The following is a 16,037-nucleotide window of genomic DNA, read 5'->3' on the forward strand; positions in this document are numbered from 1 at the left end:
TATATAATAAATTCTAATAAACAGCCAATAAATATGATTATCTTTGTTCCTAACTAACATTAAAAATAGATTACCAAATAAAGTACAAAATAAAAAACCCTTGCTATGCAAGGGTTTTACCAGCGGCCCCGAGAGGACTCGAACCTCCGACGCACGGTTTAGGAAACCGACGCTCTATCCGCTGAGCTACGGAGCCATATTAATATATTAATAATCATTCTAATAATTTTATGTAATTTTATTATAAAATAATCTTACCTTCTCTGCAACGGATACACTTTTAATGCTGTAATCATTAGAAAAGCGCAAGCACCTTTAATTTAGCCAACTTCGTGCGAACCTTCTTCTATAGAACTGCATACGTCCTGTATATGCTTTCTTTTCTTTCTAAAAAGAACTGCCCCCATATATTAAAGTGGGGGCAGTTATTAATGTTTTAATCATTTCTATTCTTTAATCCTCAAGTGTCACTAAATTAATCGAAAGGGGGAGGGCTGCACCGCCAGCATGCATAATTTCTAACTCAATCACATCGTTACGCTGATTAACTACATAATCAATGACATTTGCTACTTCTTTCATTGGTGTTAAGGTTGGAATTAAATACACCTTGCCATCGACTTTAACAGCTCCGTTATAAATACCACCACGTCCTCCAACTCTTACTCTCACAGTTTTAGATACACCCGCATCATTAATAATTGGTATTTTAACTTTATAAGATGCACCAAAATGACCAGGGTTTCTAACCGTTAATGACTCATCACTGATTGCATTTTCTACTGACATTAAATGATCCGTTTTGCCATTAGAGATTTGGTGTCCAATTTCACCGCTGTCAACTGTATAGGCAGGTAGCTCTGTTTCAAGCTCTGAGCTGCTCCAAACACCTCTTGGATGAAGGGCTGTTTGATCAATATCTACAGGATCTGAAGTAATAGTTGTTAAATCCTCACCATTTTTACTTAAAACAGTTCTAATTTTATAATCTAGTTCCCCAGTTCCTGATTTACGCTTAACTGTAAAATCATATAAAAAACCGATTGTTTGTTTTGATTTTAAATTAAAAGAGTTCATTAATGATATATCGTTTTCCTGTAGAACAGCTTGTTTCATTTTTACATTGGTTAAATCATTGCTCAATGTATATTCAGCAAGTGGTAAACCGACGTCGTAATTTACCCAACCATTGGGTGTTTGGCGATGGGTTCCCTTTAAATCAACTACTTCTATTTCATTTGTAGTCGATAAGTTTTCAATTGTTATTCCAATTGATACATCACTGCCAAACTCGTTAATATGCCAAGCAAAAACACGATGATCTATAGTTTGCTGTTCAGATTTAACTTCATCTTCCCATAACGTAACATTATCTCCTTGGATGGTACGACTATTTAGATTTTCAGGATTATCACTAACCATTAGCCGTCTATTTCCAACAAATTTCGCGTCCTCGACGTTAGTAGGCGTTGCGAAAGTGATTTCTTCTTTTTCTAGAAACTCATGTTTGAATTTAGGCCTATTTACATATATAAAAACTTCTTTTGTTTCTGGATTATATTGAGAAGAACCACCTAAGGCATTAGTAATTAAGCTCATTGGTATTAAGATATTATCATCATGGCGAATGGGAGGTTGAGGTAAATCGATTCTATGTCCATCAACTAGAGCATAGTTTTTATCTACATATAATTCGATATACGCACCATCAACTTGCATAACAATCGTGTCATCCCGTAAAAACCAATGTGTTTCACCCGTAATATTTTCAAGTACGGGATCTAATGGTATGTAAGTACTGTCATTTTTTCGAATTGGTTTAACCTCTTCAAAATTTAACAGTTTATTATTAACATAGATTGGACTATCAACATCAGCTATATTTTCTTCTGGAACTTCTATAGTAATCGTTTTCGTTGTTTCGTCCCAATCAACAGTTCCGTCAAATACTTCACCAGAGAAACGTAATGGAACTAATGTACGATCTTTATATATAATTGCAGGCACATCTAAAAATTTATTTTCAAGCCCATTCACCATAGCTATATTTGAGTTTGCCGTTAATGAGATTGTTCTGCCTAGACGTAATGCAGTTATTGTTTGGGCTTCAGTATCCCACTTTACAGAAGCACCAAGTGATTCAAAAATTGCCCTAAGCGGTACTAAAGTACGTCCATTCTTTACAACCGGTGGGACATCAAAATTTAATACAGAACCATTTACAATCACTGTAAAATCACTGGCCTCAATGATTGTATCCTGACTTGGTAATTCAGTGCTTGCTAGTACTGATGATACAGTTATATTCATAGCAGCCACACTAGCTAAAACAGTAGTTATAATCTTGCTGAATTTGTTCAATTATTTTCTCCACCTTAACTTTATTAATATATGTTTAGTTAAATTATATTAATCTAGCATCTATTATACCTAAACGCATTATTTTATTCATGTAATATCCTCTCATAAGAGATTACAGTTTTATTACAACAAAAGAAAGGGAAGGAAACTGTTTAAAATTACTCATACCTTTCATTTTAATACTATGTTAAAATAATATTTATCTGTCTTATTGGTTTATACAGTAAGGCACCGTTTAAGGAGGCGCTTATGAAAAGAACACCTTTTATAACAGTTGAAGGTCCTATCGGTGTCGGAAAAACATCATTGACAAATGCAATTGCAAAGCATTTCAACTTCCACATTCTAAACGAAATTGTAGAAGAAAATCCTTTCTTAGGAAAGTTTTATAATGATATTGAAGAGTGGAGCTTTCAAACAGAAATGTTTTTTCTCTGTAATCGTTATAAACAACTTGAAGACATAAATCGTCATTTTATTATGCAACATAAACCGGTTGTTGCAGATTATCATATCTTTAAAAATATAATTTTTGCAGAGCGAACACTACAGCCATCTCAATATGAAAAGTACTTGAAAATATACAGTATTTTAACCGAGGACATGCCTGTACCAAATATGATTATCTATATAAAGGCTAGCTTAAATACGTTATTAAGACGTATTTCAATTCGTGGGCGCGATATCGAAAAGAATATTGACCCTGTTTATTTAAATCAGTTGATCCATGATTATGAAACGTTTTTAGAGCAATTTAAACATACAAATCCGCAAATTCCCATTCTTACTTTTGATGGCGATCTATTTGATTTTGTTTCTTCTAAACATGATTTAGACTACATGTTAAAACAGATTGAGAATACGTTACAAAAAGGAGACTTACAACATGAGCTTGTGTAAAACATATAATATTCCTAATGATGCTGTAATTACAATTGCAGGTACAGTAGGTGTCGGAAAATCCACTTTAACAAACACATTAGCAAATGCTTTAGGTTTCCGCACATCCTTTGAAAATGTAGATTCAAATCCATACTTAGATAATTTCTATGGTGATTTTAAAAAATGGAGCTTTCATTTACAAATCTATTTCTTAGCAGAGCGTTTTAAAGAACAAAAACGTATTTTTGAATATGGGGGAGGATTTATTCAAGATCGCTCCATATATGAAGATACGGGTATTTTTGCAAAAATGCACTATGAGAAAGGTAATATGACCGACGTCGATTATAAAACCTATACAAATCTTTTTGAAGCGATGGTTATGACACCATATTTTCCTCATCCTGATTTGTTAATCTATTTAGAAGGCTCTATTGAAGATATCCTTAAGAGAGTTCAAGAGCGAGGGCGTGAAATGGAACAACGCACTTCAGTTGATTATTGGAAGGAAATGCATGCCCGTTATGAACAGTGGATCTCAAACTTCAATGCCTGTCCTGTACTGCGGCTAAATATTAGCGACTATGATGTACTAGAAGGTGAATCATCAATTGAACCTATTATTGAAAAAATAGGAGCATTTATGAAACATACTAAACAGTATAAGAAACAGTCCAAGGCTTCCACCCTTTAAAAGGTGGAGGTTTTTTTCTTCACTTTTGGAGCAAGGTTATTCAACTCAAAGAGAATGCTAGGAACAAAAGGCGCAAACATCCGCTGAAGCAAGATTAACTACTATTCTTGAGTTATCCACTTCACTGCCCATTTATTAATTCAAAACTATAAAAAAGCCCTCGCTAAATAAATAGCGAGAGCCCTTATAAAAAAATTGTTATATTGTTATGTAAAAATGGCGGAGGAAGAGGGATTCGACCCCCCGCGCGGTTTAACCCGCCTGTCGGTTTTCAAGACCGATCCCTTCAGCCGGACTTGGGTATTCCTCCATCAGACACATAAAATATGTTATCAAAACTAATTATAGCTGTCAATAATCTTTTTGATTTGTTTACTTTTTAATTATGCAAAAAAGAAGGGGAGACCCCTTCTTTTTAATTTCCTTTTGGTTTAATAATTTCTACATTTCTCATATATGGTCTTAATACTTCAGGAATCACAACTGATCCATCTTCTTGTTGATAATTCTCCAAAATAGCTGAAACTGTTCTACCAACAGCTAGCCCTGAACCGTTTAGTGTATGAACATGTTCCGGTTTCGCCCCTGGTTCACGACGGAAACGAATATTCGCTCGTCGAGCCTGAAATGACTCAAAGTTACTGCATGACGAAATTTCACGATATGTATTGTAGCTAGGCAGCCAAACTTCGATATCGTATTTTTTTGCAGCTGTAAAGCCTAAATCCGCCGTACACATACTTAAAACGCGATATGGAAGCTCTAACAACTGTAGGATCTTCTCAGCATGGCCAGTCAATTTTTCGAGTTCATCATAAGAATCTTCAGGTTTTACAAAGCGAACTAATTCTACCTTATTAAATTGATGCTGACGAATTAATCCACGCGTATCACGACCTGCTGAGCCCGCTTCAGAACGGAAACATGCACTATAACCAGCATAGGCAAGTGGCAATTGGGATCCATCAAGGATTTCATCACGGTGGAAGTTTGTTACTGGTACTTCTGCAGTTGGAATTAAAAAGAAGTCCTCACCATGAATTTTAAAAGCATCCTCTTCAAACTTTGGTAATTGACCAGTACCAGTCATACTATCGCGATTGACAATATACGGAGGGAGTATCTCCTCATAGCCATGATTTTCATTATGATAGTCCATCATAAAATTGATTAACGCACGTTCTAACCGAGCACCTAAGCCTTTATAAAAAACAAAGCGGCTCCCAGTAACCTTACCAGCTCTTTCAAAGTCTAAAATCCCTAACTCATCTGCAATATCCCAATGTGGTTTTGCTTCAAAGTTAAAGTCTCTAACTTCTCCCCACTTACGAACCTCAACATTATCATCCTCTGTTTCGCCAACAGGTACCGTTTCATGTGGAACATTCGGGATTGATAATAAGAGGGATTGCAAATCTTCTTCCACAGTTCTCAATTCATCATCGATTTGTTTAATTCGATCACCAACCTCACGCATCTCAGTAATTAAGTGATCTGCATCTTTCTTTTCTCTTTTTAAAACAGAAACTTCTTTTGAAACTTCATTTCGTCTGCTCTTTAATTGTTCACCCTCAACAATTAATTCGCGGCGTTTTGTGTCTAAACTTTCAAAGCGATCTAAGTCTCCCAAATCCTCGCCACGATTTTGCAACCTCGCTTTAACATCAGCAAAGTTATCTCTTAAATATTTAAGATCAAGCATAAGTGTTCCTCCTAAATGTAATATATAACTTTCCTTTATTTTACTTTAAATTTCCCATTTTCCAAACAAATCAGTGGATTTTCGTAAACATTTTTCTATACAAAAAAACTCCCATCCCTATAATAAAGGGACGAGAGTTACCCGCGTTGCCACCCTAATTGAAGTAAGCTTAAAACCTGCTTACTTCCACTTTCAAAAATAACGGTTAAAACCGAAAATACTTCGAGCATTAAAGCTTTCATATTTTTGCTCAAGGATAGATTCACAAAATTCTTTTATCGATTTCCACCAACCATCGACTCTCTTAAAAAAGATACCTTGTTACTAATTCCTTTCAACGCTTTTAAATATAATATTGTGTATATAACAATTATTATTTTCCCGAATTACAAAGAAACTATTCCTTTTGAAGTAGGGGAGTTGTTTACCTTGCTATTGTTGCTTTAGTTTCCTCAACCATTTTTACAAAGTAAGCTGTCAATCGATTATCATCGGTTAATTCAGGATGAAATGAACTTGCTAAATAATGACCGTCTCTGGCTGCAACAATTGCACCATTATGTTTACATAATACTTCAACAGTCTCACCAACTTCAATTATACGTGGTGCACGGATGAATACACCGATGAAGTCCGTACCTACATCTTTAACCATTAAACTTGCTTCAAAACTTTCACGTTGTCTTCCAAAGGCATTTCGTTCAACTCTAATATCCATCAAGCCTAAATGGGCAGTTTCTTGGCCGACAATTTCATCTGCTAAAAGAATAAGACCAGCGCAAGTCCCAAACATTGGATTGCCGCTACGTCCAAACTCTTGTAATGGCTCTAAAAAGTTATATTTATCAATAAGGCGTCTCATCGTCGTACTTTCGCCGCCTGGTATGACAAGGCCGTCAATATCTGTTAACTGTTCAACCCTTTTTATAATAACCGCTTCGGCTCCAGAAGCTTCAAGTGCACGAACATGCTCTCGAACAGCCCCTTGTAGAGCTAGTACACCAACTTTAACCATATGGTCATTACTCCTTTATTGTTTATCTACGTATAACGCCTTGACTTTATACTTGAAAGGAAAGCGATACGTTTAAATAATCTATACTTACGTTACGCTTTCTTTCCATGTATTAGAAAAGCAGGTGAAGCAACGACTCCACCTGGCTTTCTTAGCTTTCATTTGAGATTAATTAAAGATTACCAACCACGGTCTTGCATACGTTCGCTTGGTTGTAATGATGATATTTCAATTCCCTTCATCGCAGTACCAAGATCTTTAGAAAGTTCTGCAATTAATTTATAGTCTTCATAATGTGTTGTTGCTTCAACGATTGCACGTGCAAACTTTTCAGGGTTATTTGACTTGAAGATACCTGAACCAACAAATACTCCGTCAGAACCTAATTGCATCATTAAAGCAGCATCTGCAGGAGTTGCTACACCGCCTGCTGCAAAGTTTACAACTGGAAGGCGACCTTCGCGTTTAACTTGAAGAACAAGCTCATAAGGTGCTCCAATATTCTTAGCGAATGTCATTAGCTCGTCTTCAGCCATAGCTGTTACCTTACGGATCTGAGCTTGAACCTCGCGCATATGACGAACAGCTTCTACAATATTTCCAGTTCCAGGCTCACCTTTTGTACGAAGCATAGATGCACCTTCACCGATTCGGCGTAATGCTTCTCCTAAATCACGGCAACCACAAACAAATGGAACAGTAAATTCGCGTTTATTAATATGATATACCTCGTCTGCTGGAGTTAAAACTTCACTTTCGTCGATGTAGTCTACACCCATAGCTTCTAATACACGTGCTTCAACGATATGACCAATACGTGCTTTTGCCATTACAGGAATAGACACGGCATTCATTACTTCTTCTACAATCGTTGGATCAGCCATACGAGCAACCCCACCAGCTGCACGAATATCAGCTGGAACACGCTCAAGAGCCATAACAGCTACAGCACCAGCTGCCTCAGCAATTTTAGCTTGTTCTGCATTAACAACGTCCATAATAACGCCGCCTTTTTGCATTTCAGCCATTCCACGTTTTACACGATCAGTACCAATATTTTGTGACATTTGTAAATTCCTCCCACTTATGTATAAGTTTATTTCTATATCTTAACATGTACACAAACAGTTTCGGTCATCCTAATATTCCCAACTGTTTTTCATACATGTTTACTGATACTAAAAATAAATGCCTGTCCATTATTTTAACCTAAAATGTCGAAAATTCCTATTTATTTATGAGAATTTTTAAAATCCCATAAAATCATATAAGAATACTCACTTATTCTTACTGATTTTATGGGATTGATTTAATATATTACCTAAATAAATGGTTACATTTTAAACACTTGTTTAATTATCTAATTTAACCTTTTTAATTAACCTTCATAATTAAACTGTTGTTTAATTATGAGAAAATTCCTTTTACCCCATTTAAAACACTGCTCCAAAGATCAGCAAAGAACCCACCAATAGCTCCCATCGTAAGTGCGAACCAGTTTGCCTTTTCAACTCCTGCAGATGTAACAACATCTACCATTTCAGTTACATCACCATTGTCAAATAAATAACCGTAATTATTATCACCTTTATATTCATAGGTTAAATAGCCCACTTTTTGACCTTTTTCAACTGGCGCTACCAGTTGTTGTTCTTCACCTAGTATAGACGCATCTAAAACTAGTTTCGGCTCGTAAAGCTCTTCTTCATTCGACTTAACTACGGTTTTTAAAGATTCACTACTTGCTATTTGCACTTCTTTTTCTTTACCTTTTTCAACGTCTAAAGTGGTTTGGCCCTCTAATTGATAATTAGCCGGGAATAGTTCTTTTTCAGAGAAATTACTAAAACCATAATCGAAAAGTTTCTTAGTTTCTTCAAAACGCGCATATTGTGAATTTGTACGCATAACAACACTAATTAAACGCATTCCATTACGTTCTGCTGTACCTGTAAAACAATAACCTGCCAGGGAAGTAGATCCTGTTTTAAGCCCATCTACACCTTCATAAGCAAACTGTTGCAGGTAGCCAGGTATATCAGGGAGCATTGCGTTCCAGTTCAACATACTAATGCCTTCGCCTTCAATTCCCTTTGTAAACTTTTTTAAAGGAATACTTGCTGTGTCTAATACTTCTGGATAATCATTAATTAAATGATAAGCAAGCTTAGCTGTTGCACGAGCAGATAGCATATTTTCACGGTCTTCACCAGTTCCTTTAGGATGCATGCCTAGCAAATCACTATTATTTAGACCAGTTGAGTTTACAAACTCGTAATCTTCTAATTGTAGTTCTGCAGCTTTATCATTCATCATCTTAACAAAGTTCGTTTCAGATCCTGCAATTACCTCGGCTAAGGCAATAGTTGACCCATTAGCTGAATAAATAGCCATTGATTCGTAAAGCTCTTGAACTGTATATTTCACATCTTTACGAAGTGGGACGTTTGAAAGACTTGTGTTTTGAGAGATTCGATATACATAATCCGAAATTGAAACCTCTTGTTGCCAAGAAACCTTTTTATCATTGATAGCTTCTAGCAATAGATATTCTGTCATCATTTTCGACATACTTGCTGGCGGCAACGTCATATCTGCATTCATTTCATATAAAATTTTCCCAGAATTAGCATCTACTAGAATAGCAGCTTCCGCTTCCAATCCTAGCTCAACAGCAGCGCTTGCTGGTTTTGTTGGTAGATAACTAGCTAATGAGGTAAACATAAGTAATGTTAATAGGTTATATATAAGTAGTTTTTTCAATTTTTTCAATTTAAATCCCTCCGTTTAAGAACTACATAACGGATATTCTATCAAACTTGGCCACAAAAAAACAGAGGAAATACTCCCTCTGTTTGAAATTACTGTAACTATTATACGGAATAATTTGGTGATTCCTTAGTAATTTGGACATCATGTGGATGGCTTTCACGAAGTCCCGCTCCAGTCATTCTAATAAATTGACCATTTTCACGCAGACTTGTTAAATCAGGTGTTCCACAATAGCCCATTCCAGAACGCAGACCGCCGACTAATTGATAAACCATATCAGCTAAAGGCCCTTTATAAGGAACACGACCTTCGATTCCTTCTGGAACAAATTTTTGATTCTCTTCTTGGAAATAACGATCCTTACTTCCTTTCTCCATTGCTCCAACAGAACCCATTCCACGATAAACTTTAAAACGTCTGCCTTGGTAGATTTCAGTTTCTCCAGGACTTTCAGATGTACCTGCAAAAATACTTCCTAGCATTACAGCATGTGCGCCAGCAGCTAATGCCTTTACGATATCACCTGAGTACTTAATACCACCGTCTGCAATTATAGGTACACCATGTTTTCTAGCTTCTGTTGCACAATCATATACAGCTGTTATTTGCGGTACACCTACACCTGCAACAACGCGAGTTGTACAAATAGATCCTGGTCCAATCCCGACCTTGATTACACTTGCACCAGCTTCAATTAATTCTTTAGTTGCAGTTGCCGTTGCCACATTACCAGCGATAATATTTAAGTCTGGATATGCTTCTCTAACTTCTCGCACTTTACTAATAACTCCTGCTGAATGCCCATGTGCGGTATCAATAACAATAGCATCTGCACCTGCGTTAACTAATGCAGCAACCCTTTCCAATGTATCAGCTGTTACACCAACAGCAGCACCAACTAATAAACGACCTTGTCGATCTTTTGCAGAATTCGGGAACTCAATCACTTTTTCGATATCCTTAATCGTGATTAAGCCTTTTAATGTTCCTTCACCGTCAACTAACGGAAGTTTTTCAATTTTATATTGTTGTAAAATCTTTTCAGCTTGCTCTAAAGTTGTCCCAACCGGTGCTGTTACGAGGTTTTCCTTTGTCATAACATCAGATATTTGCATATCGTACTCTTGGATGAAACGTAAATCACGGTTTGTTAAAATACCAACAAGTTTCAGCTCATCTTCACTGTTTACAATTGGTACTCCAGAAATACGATATTTACTCATTAAATTTTCTGCATCTGATACTTTATGTTGTGGAGTTAAGTAAAATGGATTTGTAATAACTCCGCTTTCTGAACGTTTTACTTTATCTACTTGTTCAGCTTGTTGTTCAATAGACATATTCTTATGGATAATTCCTAATCCGCCTTGTCGGGCCATTGCAATTGCCATCGCTGCTTCTGTGACAGTATCCATACCAGCACTTATCAGAGGAATGTTTAATGTTAGTGTTTCAGTAAGTTGCGTTTTCACACTCACATCTTTCGGTAAAATATTTGAACGAGCCGGCACTAACAAGACATCATCAAAAGTTAATCCTTCCTTGCTAAACTTGCTTTCCCACATATTGGCTTCATCCCTCTCTTTAATTTTCCAGAAAATATTATTAGTAGCTTAACAATTGGACACAATACTGTCAAGAAAGTTCGTTGCATTAATTAAATTTTATAGATTTCTGTGAATTTTAATCACAAAAATGCTCCAAAATATATAGTACTATAATTTTTTTAGTGAAATCATATGCTGCGGAAGGTGTTTTAAATGGAATATAGATACCAGATTTGGCAATCCTTCTCAACCTTTCACTCGTCTATTAATGCCCAGAAATATTTATTACAATGCTATAAAAATATAGAAATCCAAGACCCTGAAAAAAGAAGCTATGAAAATTGTTATCCGTTTATATATTATCTTGATCATGGTAAAAATTATTATCAACTGTCTGCACAAGCACCTATATCTATTAAACCTATTTTGCTTTTTTATGGGATGGTTCAACTATTAAAAGCATGCTTATTAACAGTGGATCCTCAATATCCCGAATCAACCTCTGTACTAGCACATGGCGTATCGACTAGAAAAAGAAAAAAACGAGATTATGATTTTTTAAAAGATGAGGTTAAGATTCAACGAAATGGGCTCTTTCCTCATGTTGCAGAGAAGATGTTTCATGTGAAACACCTTGAGTCTGAGAAATACACAATGGAAATTCTCTTGGCGCGAATTCCTGAAATGAATAACCTATTCAAAATAAGTTTGGAAAAATTTAATAGTTACCGAGTGGGGCAGATTGATGATAAGGAATTATTAATACCCATTAAAATTTTAGATGATCTTAAAATGACTAATTCAAGGTTTGCAAGTTTTTTAAAACAACAGTTTGAATTTGAATTAAATCCTCAACAAACAAAGAATTATATTTCTATTCAAATAAATGACTCAGTCTGCCGTTACGATTGTTCACCAATGCAATATGATTACTTTAACCAGGCGTTATATTTACCAAAAGATAGAGTACTTTATGATTATTTCCCTGAGATTCTGGTGCATTATTTATTACTGTATAATTTAAGCATGATCAGCCGATATGAAACTGAATGGTGGAGTGAACTGTTACGCAGTTATAGCAGCCTGGACTACCCGTTCATAAATAATTTTTTGGATTTAAGCATACATAAGGTGCCATATTTTATCTACCAATACTTGAATCAAAAAATAAAATAGCCCAAGTATACATGTAGATAGTTATAAATAAAAAAGGGGTTATCCTTATAAGATAACCCTTACAATATTTCTTCAATATACAGTTGGCGGTGATTGGTGAGTTGAATGATCTCACCTGTATTTTCCAATTTAATCATAGGACGGGTAGGGGATTTAGGTTCAATAAAGACGATTTCCCCAATTTGATTATTTGAAAGACGGACCCGAGTTCCTGATGAGAAATTAGCCAGTGCCTTTGTTAATGCCTGAACCACTTTAATATCAAACTTACCAAATTGATCTTGAAGAATAGACTCCAATACTTTAAATGGTGACTGTTTACTCTTGTAACTACGTTCGGATGTCATTGCACTATAAACGTCAGCAACAGCAATAATACGGCCGTATGGATATAATAATTCACTTGTAAGTCCATTTGGATAGCCGCTGCCATCTATTCGTTCATGATGCTGATAAACAGCTATCCTTACATCATCCTTCAAAAGCTTTACTTGTTTGAGCATAAGATAACTATATTCAGGGTGCCTTTTTACTTCCTCAAATTCTTGTTTAGTTAATGAAACCTTTTTATTGAAAATTTTGGGGTCAATTTTGGCCATACCGCAATCTGCCATTGCACCTGCAATTCCGATTTGAATGCAATCTCCTTTAGGGAAATTCAAAGCCTTTGCTATTACAGTTGATAATAATCCAACTGAAATAGCATGGTGATATAAGTAATCTTCTTCTGTTGGATAGTGATGAAAGGTAAAGATATCACTTGGAGCTTTTAAAGCTGCTTCTAATACAGGTAAAACCGTTGAGCGGACAATTGGCATATCAATAGATAAACCGGATTGCCACCCTTTGAATAGCTTTTTATAGGCCTGAACTGCTTTTAAGTAAATAACCGCAAAGCTTTCTTCTTTATATTCCGAACTTTTTGGTTCATTATTTTCTTCTTCTAGTACTTCACTTGGTGTAAACGGTTCACCACTAACAAGCGTAGGCTCTACCTGAACCTCCTTAATTAGAAACGCTTTAATTACTTGTATATTTTGTTCTGAAATGATTGACTTTTTTGGAATAATCGGGTGACGGGTGAGTGAGACAACATCCGCTGATAAAATACAGCCTTCAATTAATTGATTTGGTTTAATCCTCATAAGTGTCTCTCCTCTTTATCTGGAAAATAGTATTCTAATACTATATTACTAAATAGTTAATGGATATTAAAAAATAAATTTTACAAATAAAACTATTCCAAAAAATCAAAAAGTAGTCACTATTAACAGAAAAAAACCGCCACAAGGGCGGTTTTATTACTAATAATAACGTTGCTATTTTTATTCCTCATCATCTGATGTATCATCTAAAGATTCACCGGACATTGTCTCATCGGATATAGCTTCTGTTTCTGTTAAATCTTCTGTTTGTTGGGTCTCTTCATCGCTAAAGTTCTCTTGATCCTCGTGTTCATCTTCTCGTTCAATTTTAGCAACAGTTGACACAACTGTATTTTCATCTAATCGTATTAACTTGACACCTTGTGTATTTCGTCCAGTTACTGAAATGCTTTCTACAGGCATACGAATTACGACACCGCTCTCCGTAATTAACATAAGGTCTTCATTACCCTCTACAGCTTTAACTGCGGATACCGGACCATTCTTTTCCGTTATATTGCAAGTTTTAATACCTTTACCACCGCGACTTTGAATTCGATATTCAGAAAGAGGGGTACGCTTACCATATCCGTATTTCGTAACGACTAAAACTTCGATATTTTCTTCAAGAATTTCCATACCAATTACCTGGTCACCTTCATTCAAGGTAATCCCTTTTACACCAGTTGCAGAACGTCCCATGGAGCGAACATCAGTCTCAGGGAACCGAATTAGTAAGCCATCTTTTGTACCAATCATAATCTCTTTTGATCCGTCTGTTAACCCAACTGAAATAACTTCATCATTTTCTCTTACATTTAGGGCAATTAGACCGCCTTTTCTAATATGTGCAAATGCAGAAAGAGGGGAGCGCTTGACGATACCTTCTTTCGTTGCAAAGAATAGGAACCAATCATCGTGATATTCCTGCACTGGAATGACGGCATTAATCCATTCATCTTTTTCGATCTCAAGGAGATTAATAATCGGAATTCCTTTCGCTGTTCGGCTATATTCTGGAATTTCATAACCTTTTAGACGATATACTTTTCCTTTATTGCTAAAGAACAAAATTGTATCATGCGTAGAAGGTGACAGTAAATGTTCAACAAAGTCATCTTCATTTGTTCCCATACCTTGAATACCGCGACCGCCACGACGCTGGCTTTTGTATGTATCAGCCGGAAGTCGCTTAATATAGCCATGATGAGTTAGCGTTATTACGATATTTTGCTCAGGAATTAAATCCTCATCTTCAATTTCGCCAAAACTACCAGCAAGGATTTCTGTACGGCGATCATCGTTAAATCTCTCTTTAATTTCACTTAATTCTTCTCTAATAATATCGATAACCTTTTGTTCGTCAGCTAAAATAGCTTTCAATTCAGCTATTAGCTTAACAAGCTCTTGATATTCTTCTTCGATCTTATCTCTTTCTAATCCTGTTAAGCGTTGTAAGCGCATATCAAGTATTGCTTGTGCTTGTTTTTCAGATAAATTAAAGTTATCCATTAAGCCTTGTCTAGCAATGTCGGTTGTTTGCGATGCGCGAATTAAAGCAATTATTTCATCAATATGGTCTAGAGCTATTCGTAAACCTTCTAAAATATGTGCTCTAGCCTCTGCTTTACGCAATTCAAACTCTGTACGACGGCGAATAATAACAATTTGATGGTCTAAATAATGTGATAAAGCCTGCTTTAAATTTAAAACCTTAGGATGCCCATCAACTAGTGCTAGCATATTAATACCAAAGCTAGTTTGTAAGGCCGTTTGTTTATATAAATTGTTAAGTAGAACGTTAGCATTGGCATCTCGTTTTACTTCGATGACGATACGCATACCTTTTCGATCTGACTCGTCACGCAAATCGGAAATTCCCTCAAGCTTTTTGTCGCGAACAAGTTCGGCAATTTTTTCAATTAGCTTAGCCTTATTAACCTGATACGGGATTTCGTTAACAATAATGGTTTGTCTCCCGTTTGGCTTTTCTTCAATAACTGACTTAGCACGAATAGTAATCGAGCCTTTTCCAGTTTCATAAGCCCGGCGAATCCCGCTTCGTCCTAATATTTGCCCAGCTGTAGGGAAGTCAGGACCTGTTACAATTTCCATTAACTCAGCAATTGTAATATCTCGGTTATTACTTATTGCCAATACTCCATCGATAATTTCCCCTAAATTGTGAGGTGGAATATTAGTAGCCATCCCCACGGCAATACCTGCCGCTCCGTTTACTAAAAGATTTGGGAAACGTGCTGGCAATACAACCGGCTCCCTTTCAGAGCCATCATAGTTATCTTGGTAGTCAATTGTATCTTTGTTAATATCGCGGACCATTTCCATAGCAATTTTGGACATACGCGCCTCTGTATAACGCATAGCTGCTGCCGGGTCACCGTCAACTGAACCAAAATTGCCATGTCCATCTACTAACATATAACGATAGTTAAAATCCTGTGCCATCCGCACCATTGCTTCATAAACTGCTGAGTCTCCATGTGGATGATATTTACCGATTACATCCCCAACAATACGTGCTGACTTCTTATATGCTTTATCAGCTGTCATTCCAGACTCATTCATGGCAAACAAAATTCGGCGATGAACCGGTTTTAATCCATCTCTTACATCAGGTAGTGCGCGTGAAACAATAACGCTCATCGCATAATCCATAAATGAAGTCTTCATTTCATTACTTATATTAACCTCTATAACCTGCTGGCGTTCTTCCTCCATTTAG

The 16,037-nt window shown here is 36.1% G+C and carries 11 protein-coding genes, 2 tRNA genes and 1 other annotated feature; of the genes, 3 read left to right on the plus strand and 10 right to left on the minus strand.

Going from position 1 to position 16,037, the window contains the following annotated elements; all coding sequences use genetic code 11:
* Positions 1–123: 123 nt before the first annotated feature.
* Together C1724_RS17485 and C1724_RS17490 are read right to left on the minus strand one after the other, a co-directional pair.
* A tRNA-Arg gene (locus tag C1724_RS17485) sits at positions 124–196 on the minus strand.
* Positions 197–453: 257 nt separating this feature from the next.
* Positions 454–2,361, minus strand: coding sequence for a copper amine oxidase N-terminal domain-containing protein (locus tag C1724_RS17490; protein WP_102348046.1), 1,908 nt, complete (start codon positions 2,359–2,361; stop codon positions 454–456).
* Between the two features lie 249 nt (positions 2,362–2,610).
* On the opposite strand from C1724_RS17490, the gene C1724_RS17495 reads away from it, so the two are divergent.
* The gene (locus tag C1724_RS17495) at positions 2,611–3,261 is read left to right on the plus strand and encodes a deoxynucleoside kinase (protein ID WP_102348047.1); all 651 of its coding nucleotides are present in this window, start codon (positions 2,611–2,613) and stop codon (positions 3,259–3,261) included.
* Positions 3,248–3,937 carry a deoxynucleoside kinase gene (locus C1724_RS17500; protein WP_102348048.1) on the plus strand — a complete coding sequence of 230 codons (690 nt, stop codon included), beginning with the start codon at positions 3,248–3,250 and terminating at the stop codon, positions 3,935–3,937. The genes C1724_RS17495 and C1724_RS17500 overlap by 14 nt, the downstream gene beginning before the upstream one ends.
* A gap of 217 nt (positions 3,938–4,154) precedes the next feature.
* On the opposite strand, the gene C1724_RS17505 is transcribed toward C1724_RS17500, so the two are convergent.
* The 6 genes from C1724_RS17505 to guaB all read right to left on the minus strand — a co-directional run bounded on the left by C1724_RS17505 (position 4,155) and on the right by guaB (position 10,991).
* Positions 4,155–4,247 (minus strand) — tRNA-Ser (locus C1724_RS17505).
* A gap of 105 nt (positions 4,248–4,352) precedes the next feature.
* Positions 4,353–5,639, minus strand: coding sequence for a serine--tRNA ligase (gene serS / locus C1724_RS17510; RefSeq protein WP_102348049.1), 1,287 nt, complete (start codon positions 5,637–5,639; stop codon positions 4,353–4,355).
* Positions 5,640–5,762: 123 nt separating this feature from the next.
* Positions 5,763–5,986 (minus strand) — a binding site (T-box leader).
* 77 nt (positions 5,987–6,063) lie between these two features.
* Positions 6,064–6,654 carry a pyridoxal 5'-phosphate synthase glutaminase subunit PdxT gene (gene pdxT, locus C1724_RS17515; protein ID WP_102348050.1) on the minus strand — a complete coding sequence of 197 codons (591 nt, stop codon included), beginning with the start codon at positions 6,652–6,654 and terminating at the stop codon, positions 6,064–6,066.
* Positions 6,655–6,833: 179 nt separating this feature from the next.
* On the minus strand, positions 6,834–7,721 hold the full coding sequence (gene pdxS, locus C1724_RS17520; protein ID WP_102348051.1) for a pyridoxal 5'-phosphate synthase lyase subunit PdxS: 888 nt from the start codon (positions 7,719–7,721) through the stop codon (positions 6,834–6,836).
* Positions 7,722–8,061: 340 nt separating this feature from the next.
* On the minus strand, positions 8,062–9,426 hold the full coding sequence (locus C1724_RS17525) for a serine hydrolase (RefSeq protein WP_180994322.1): 1,365 nt from the start codon (positions 9,424–9,426) through the stop codon (positions 8,062–8,064).
* Between the two features lie 101 nt (positions 9,427–9,527).
* Entirely contained in the window at positions 9,528–10,991 is a 1,464-nt protein-coding gene (gene guaB, locus C1724_RS17530) for an IMP dehydrogenase (protein ID WP_102348052.1), read from the minus strand.
* Positions 10,992–11,186: 195 nt separating this feature from the next.
* Between guaB and C1724_RS17535 the strand changes: the two genes are divergently transcribed.
* A complete protein-coding gene (locus tag C1724_RS17535; protein ID WP_102348053.1) occupies positions 11,187–12,149 on the plus strand; it encodes a YaaC family protein in 963 nt (320 codons plus the stop codon).
* Positions 12,150–12,208: 59 nt separating this feature from the next.
* On the opposite strand, the gene C1724_RS17540 is transcribed toward C1724_RS17535, so the two are convergent.
* A complete protein-coding gene (locus C1724_RS17540; RefSeq protein ID WP_102348054.1) occupies positions 12,209–13,294 on the minus strand; it encodes an HD-GYP domain-containing protein in 1,086 nt (361 codons plus the stop codon).
* 180 nt (positions 13,295–13,474) lie between these two features.
* A complete protein-coding gene (gyrA, locus tag C1724_RS17545) occupies positions 13,475–16,033 on the minus strand; it encodes a DNA gyrase subunit A (RefSeq protein WP_102348055.1) in 2,559 nt (852 codons plus the stop codon).
* Between the last annotated feature and the right edge of the window lie 4 nt (positions 16,034–16,037).

It is taken from the genome of Bacillus sp. Marseille-P3661 (genome assembly GCF_900240995.1).
Lineage (GTDB): Bacteria > Bacillota > Bacilli > Bacillales > Bacillaceae_J > OESV01.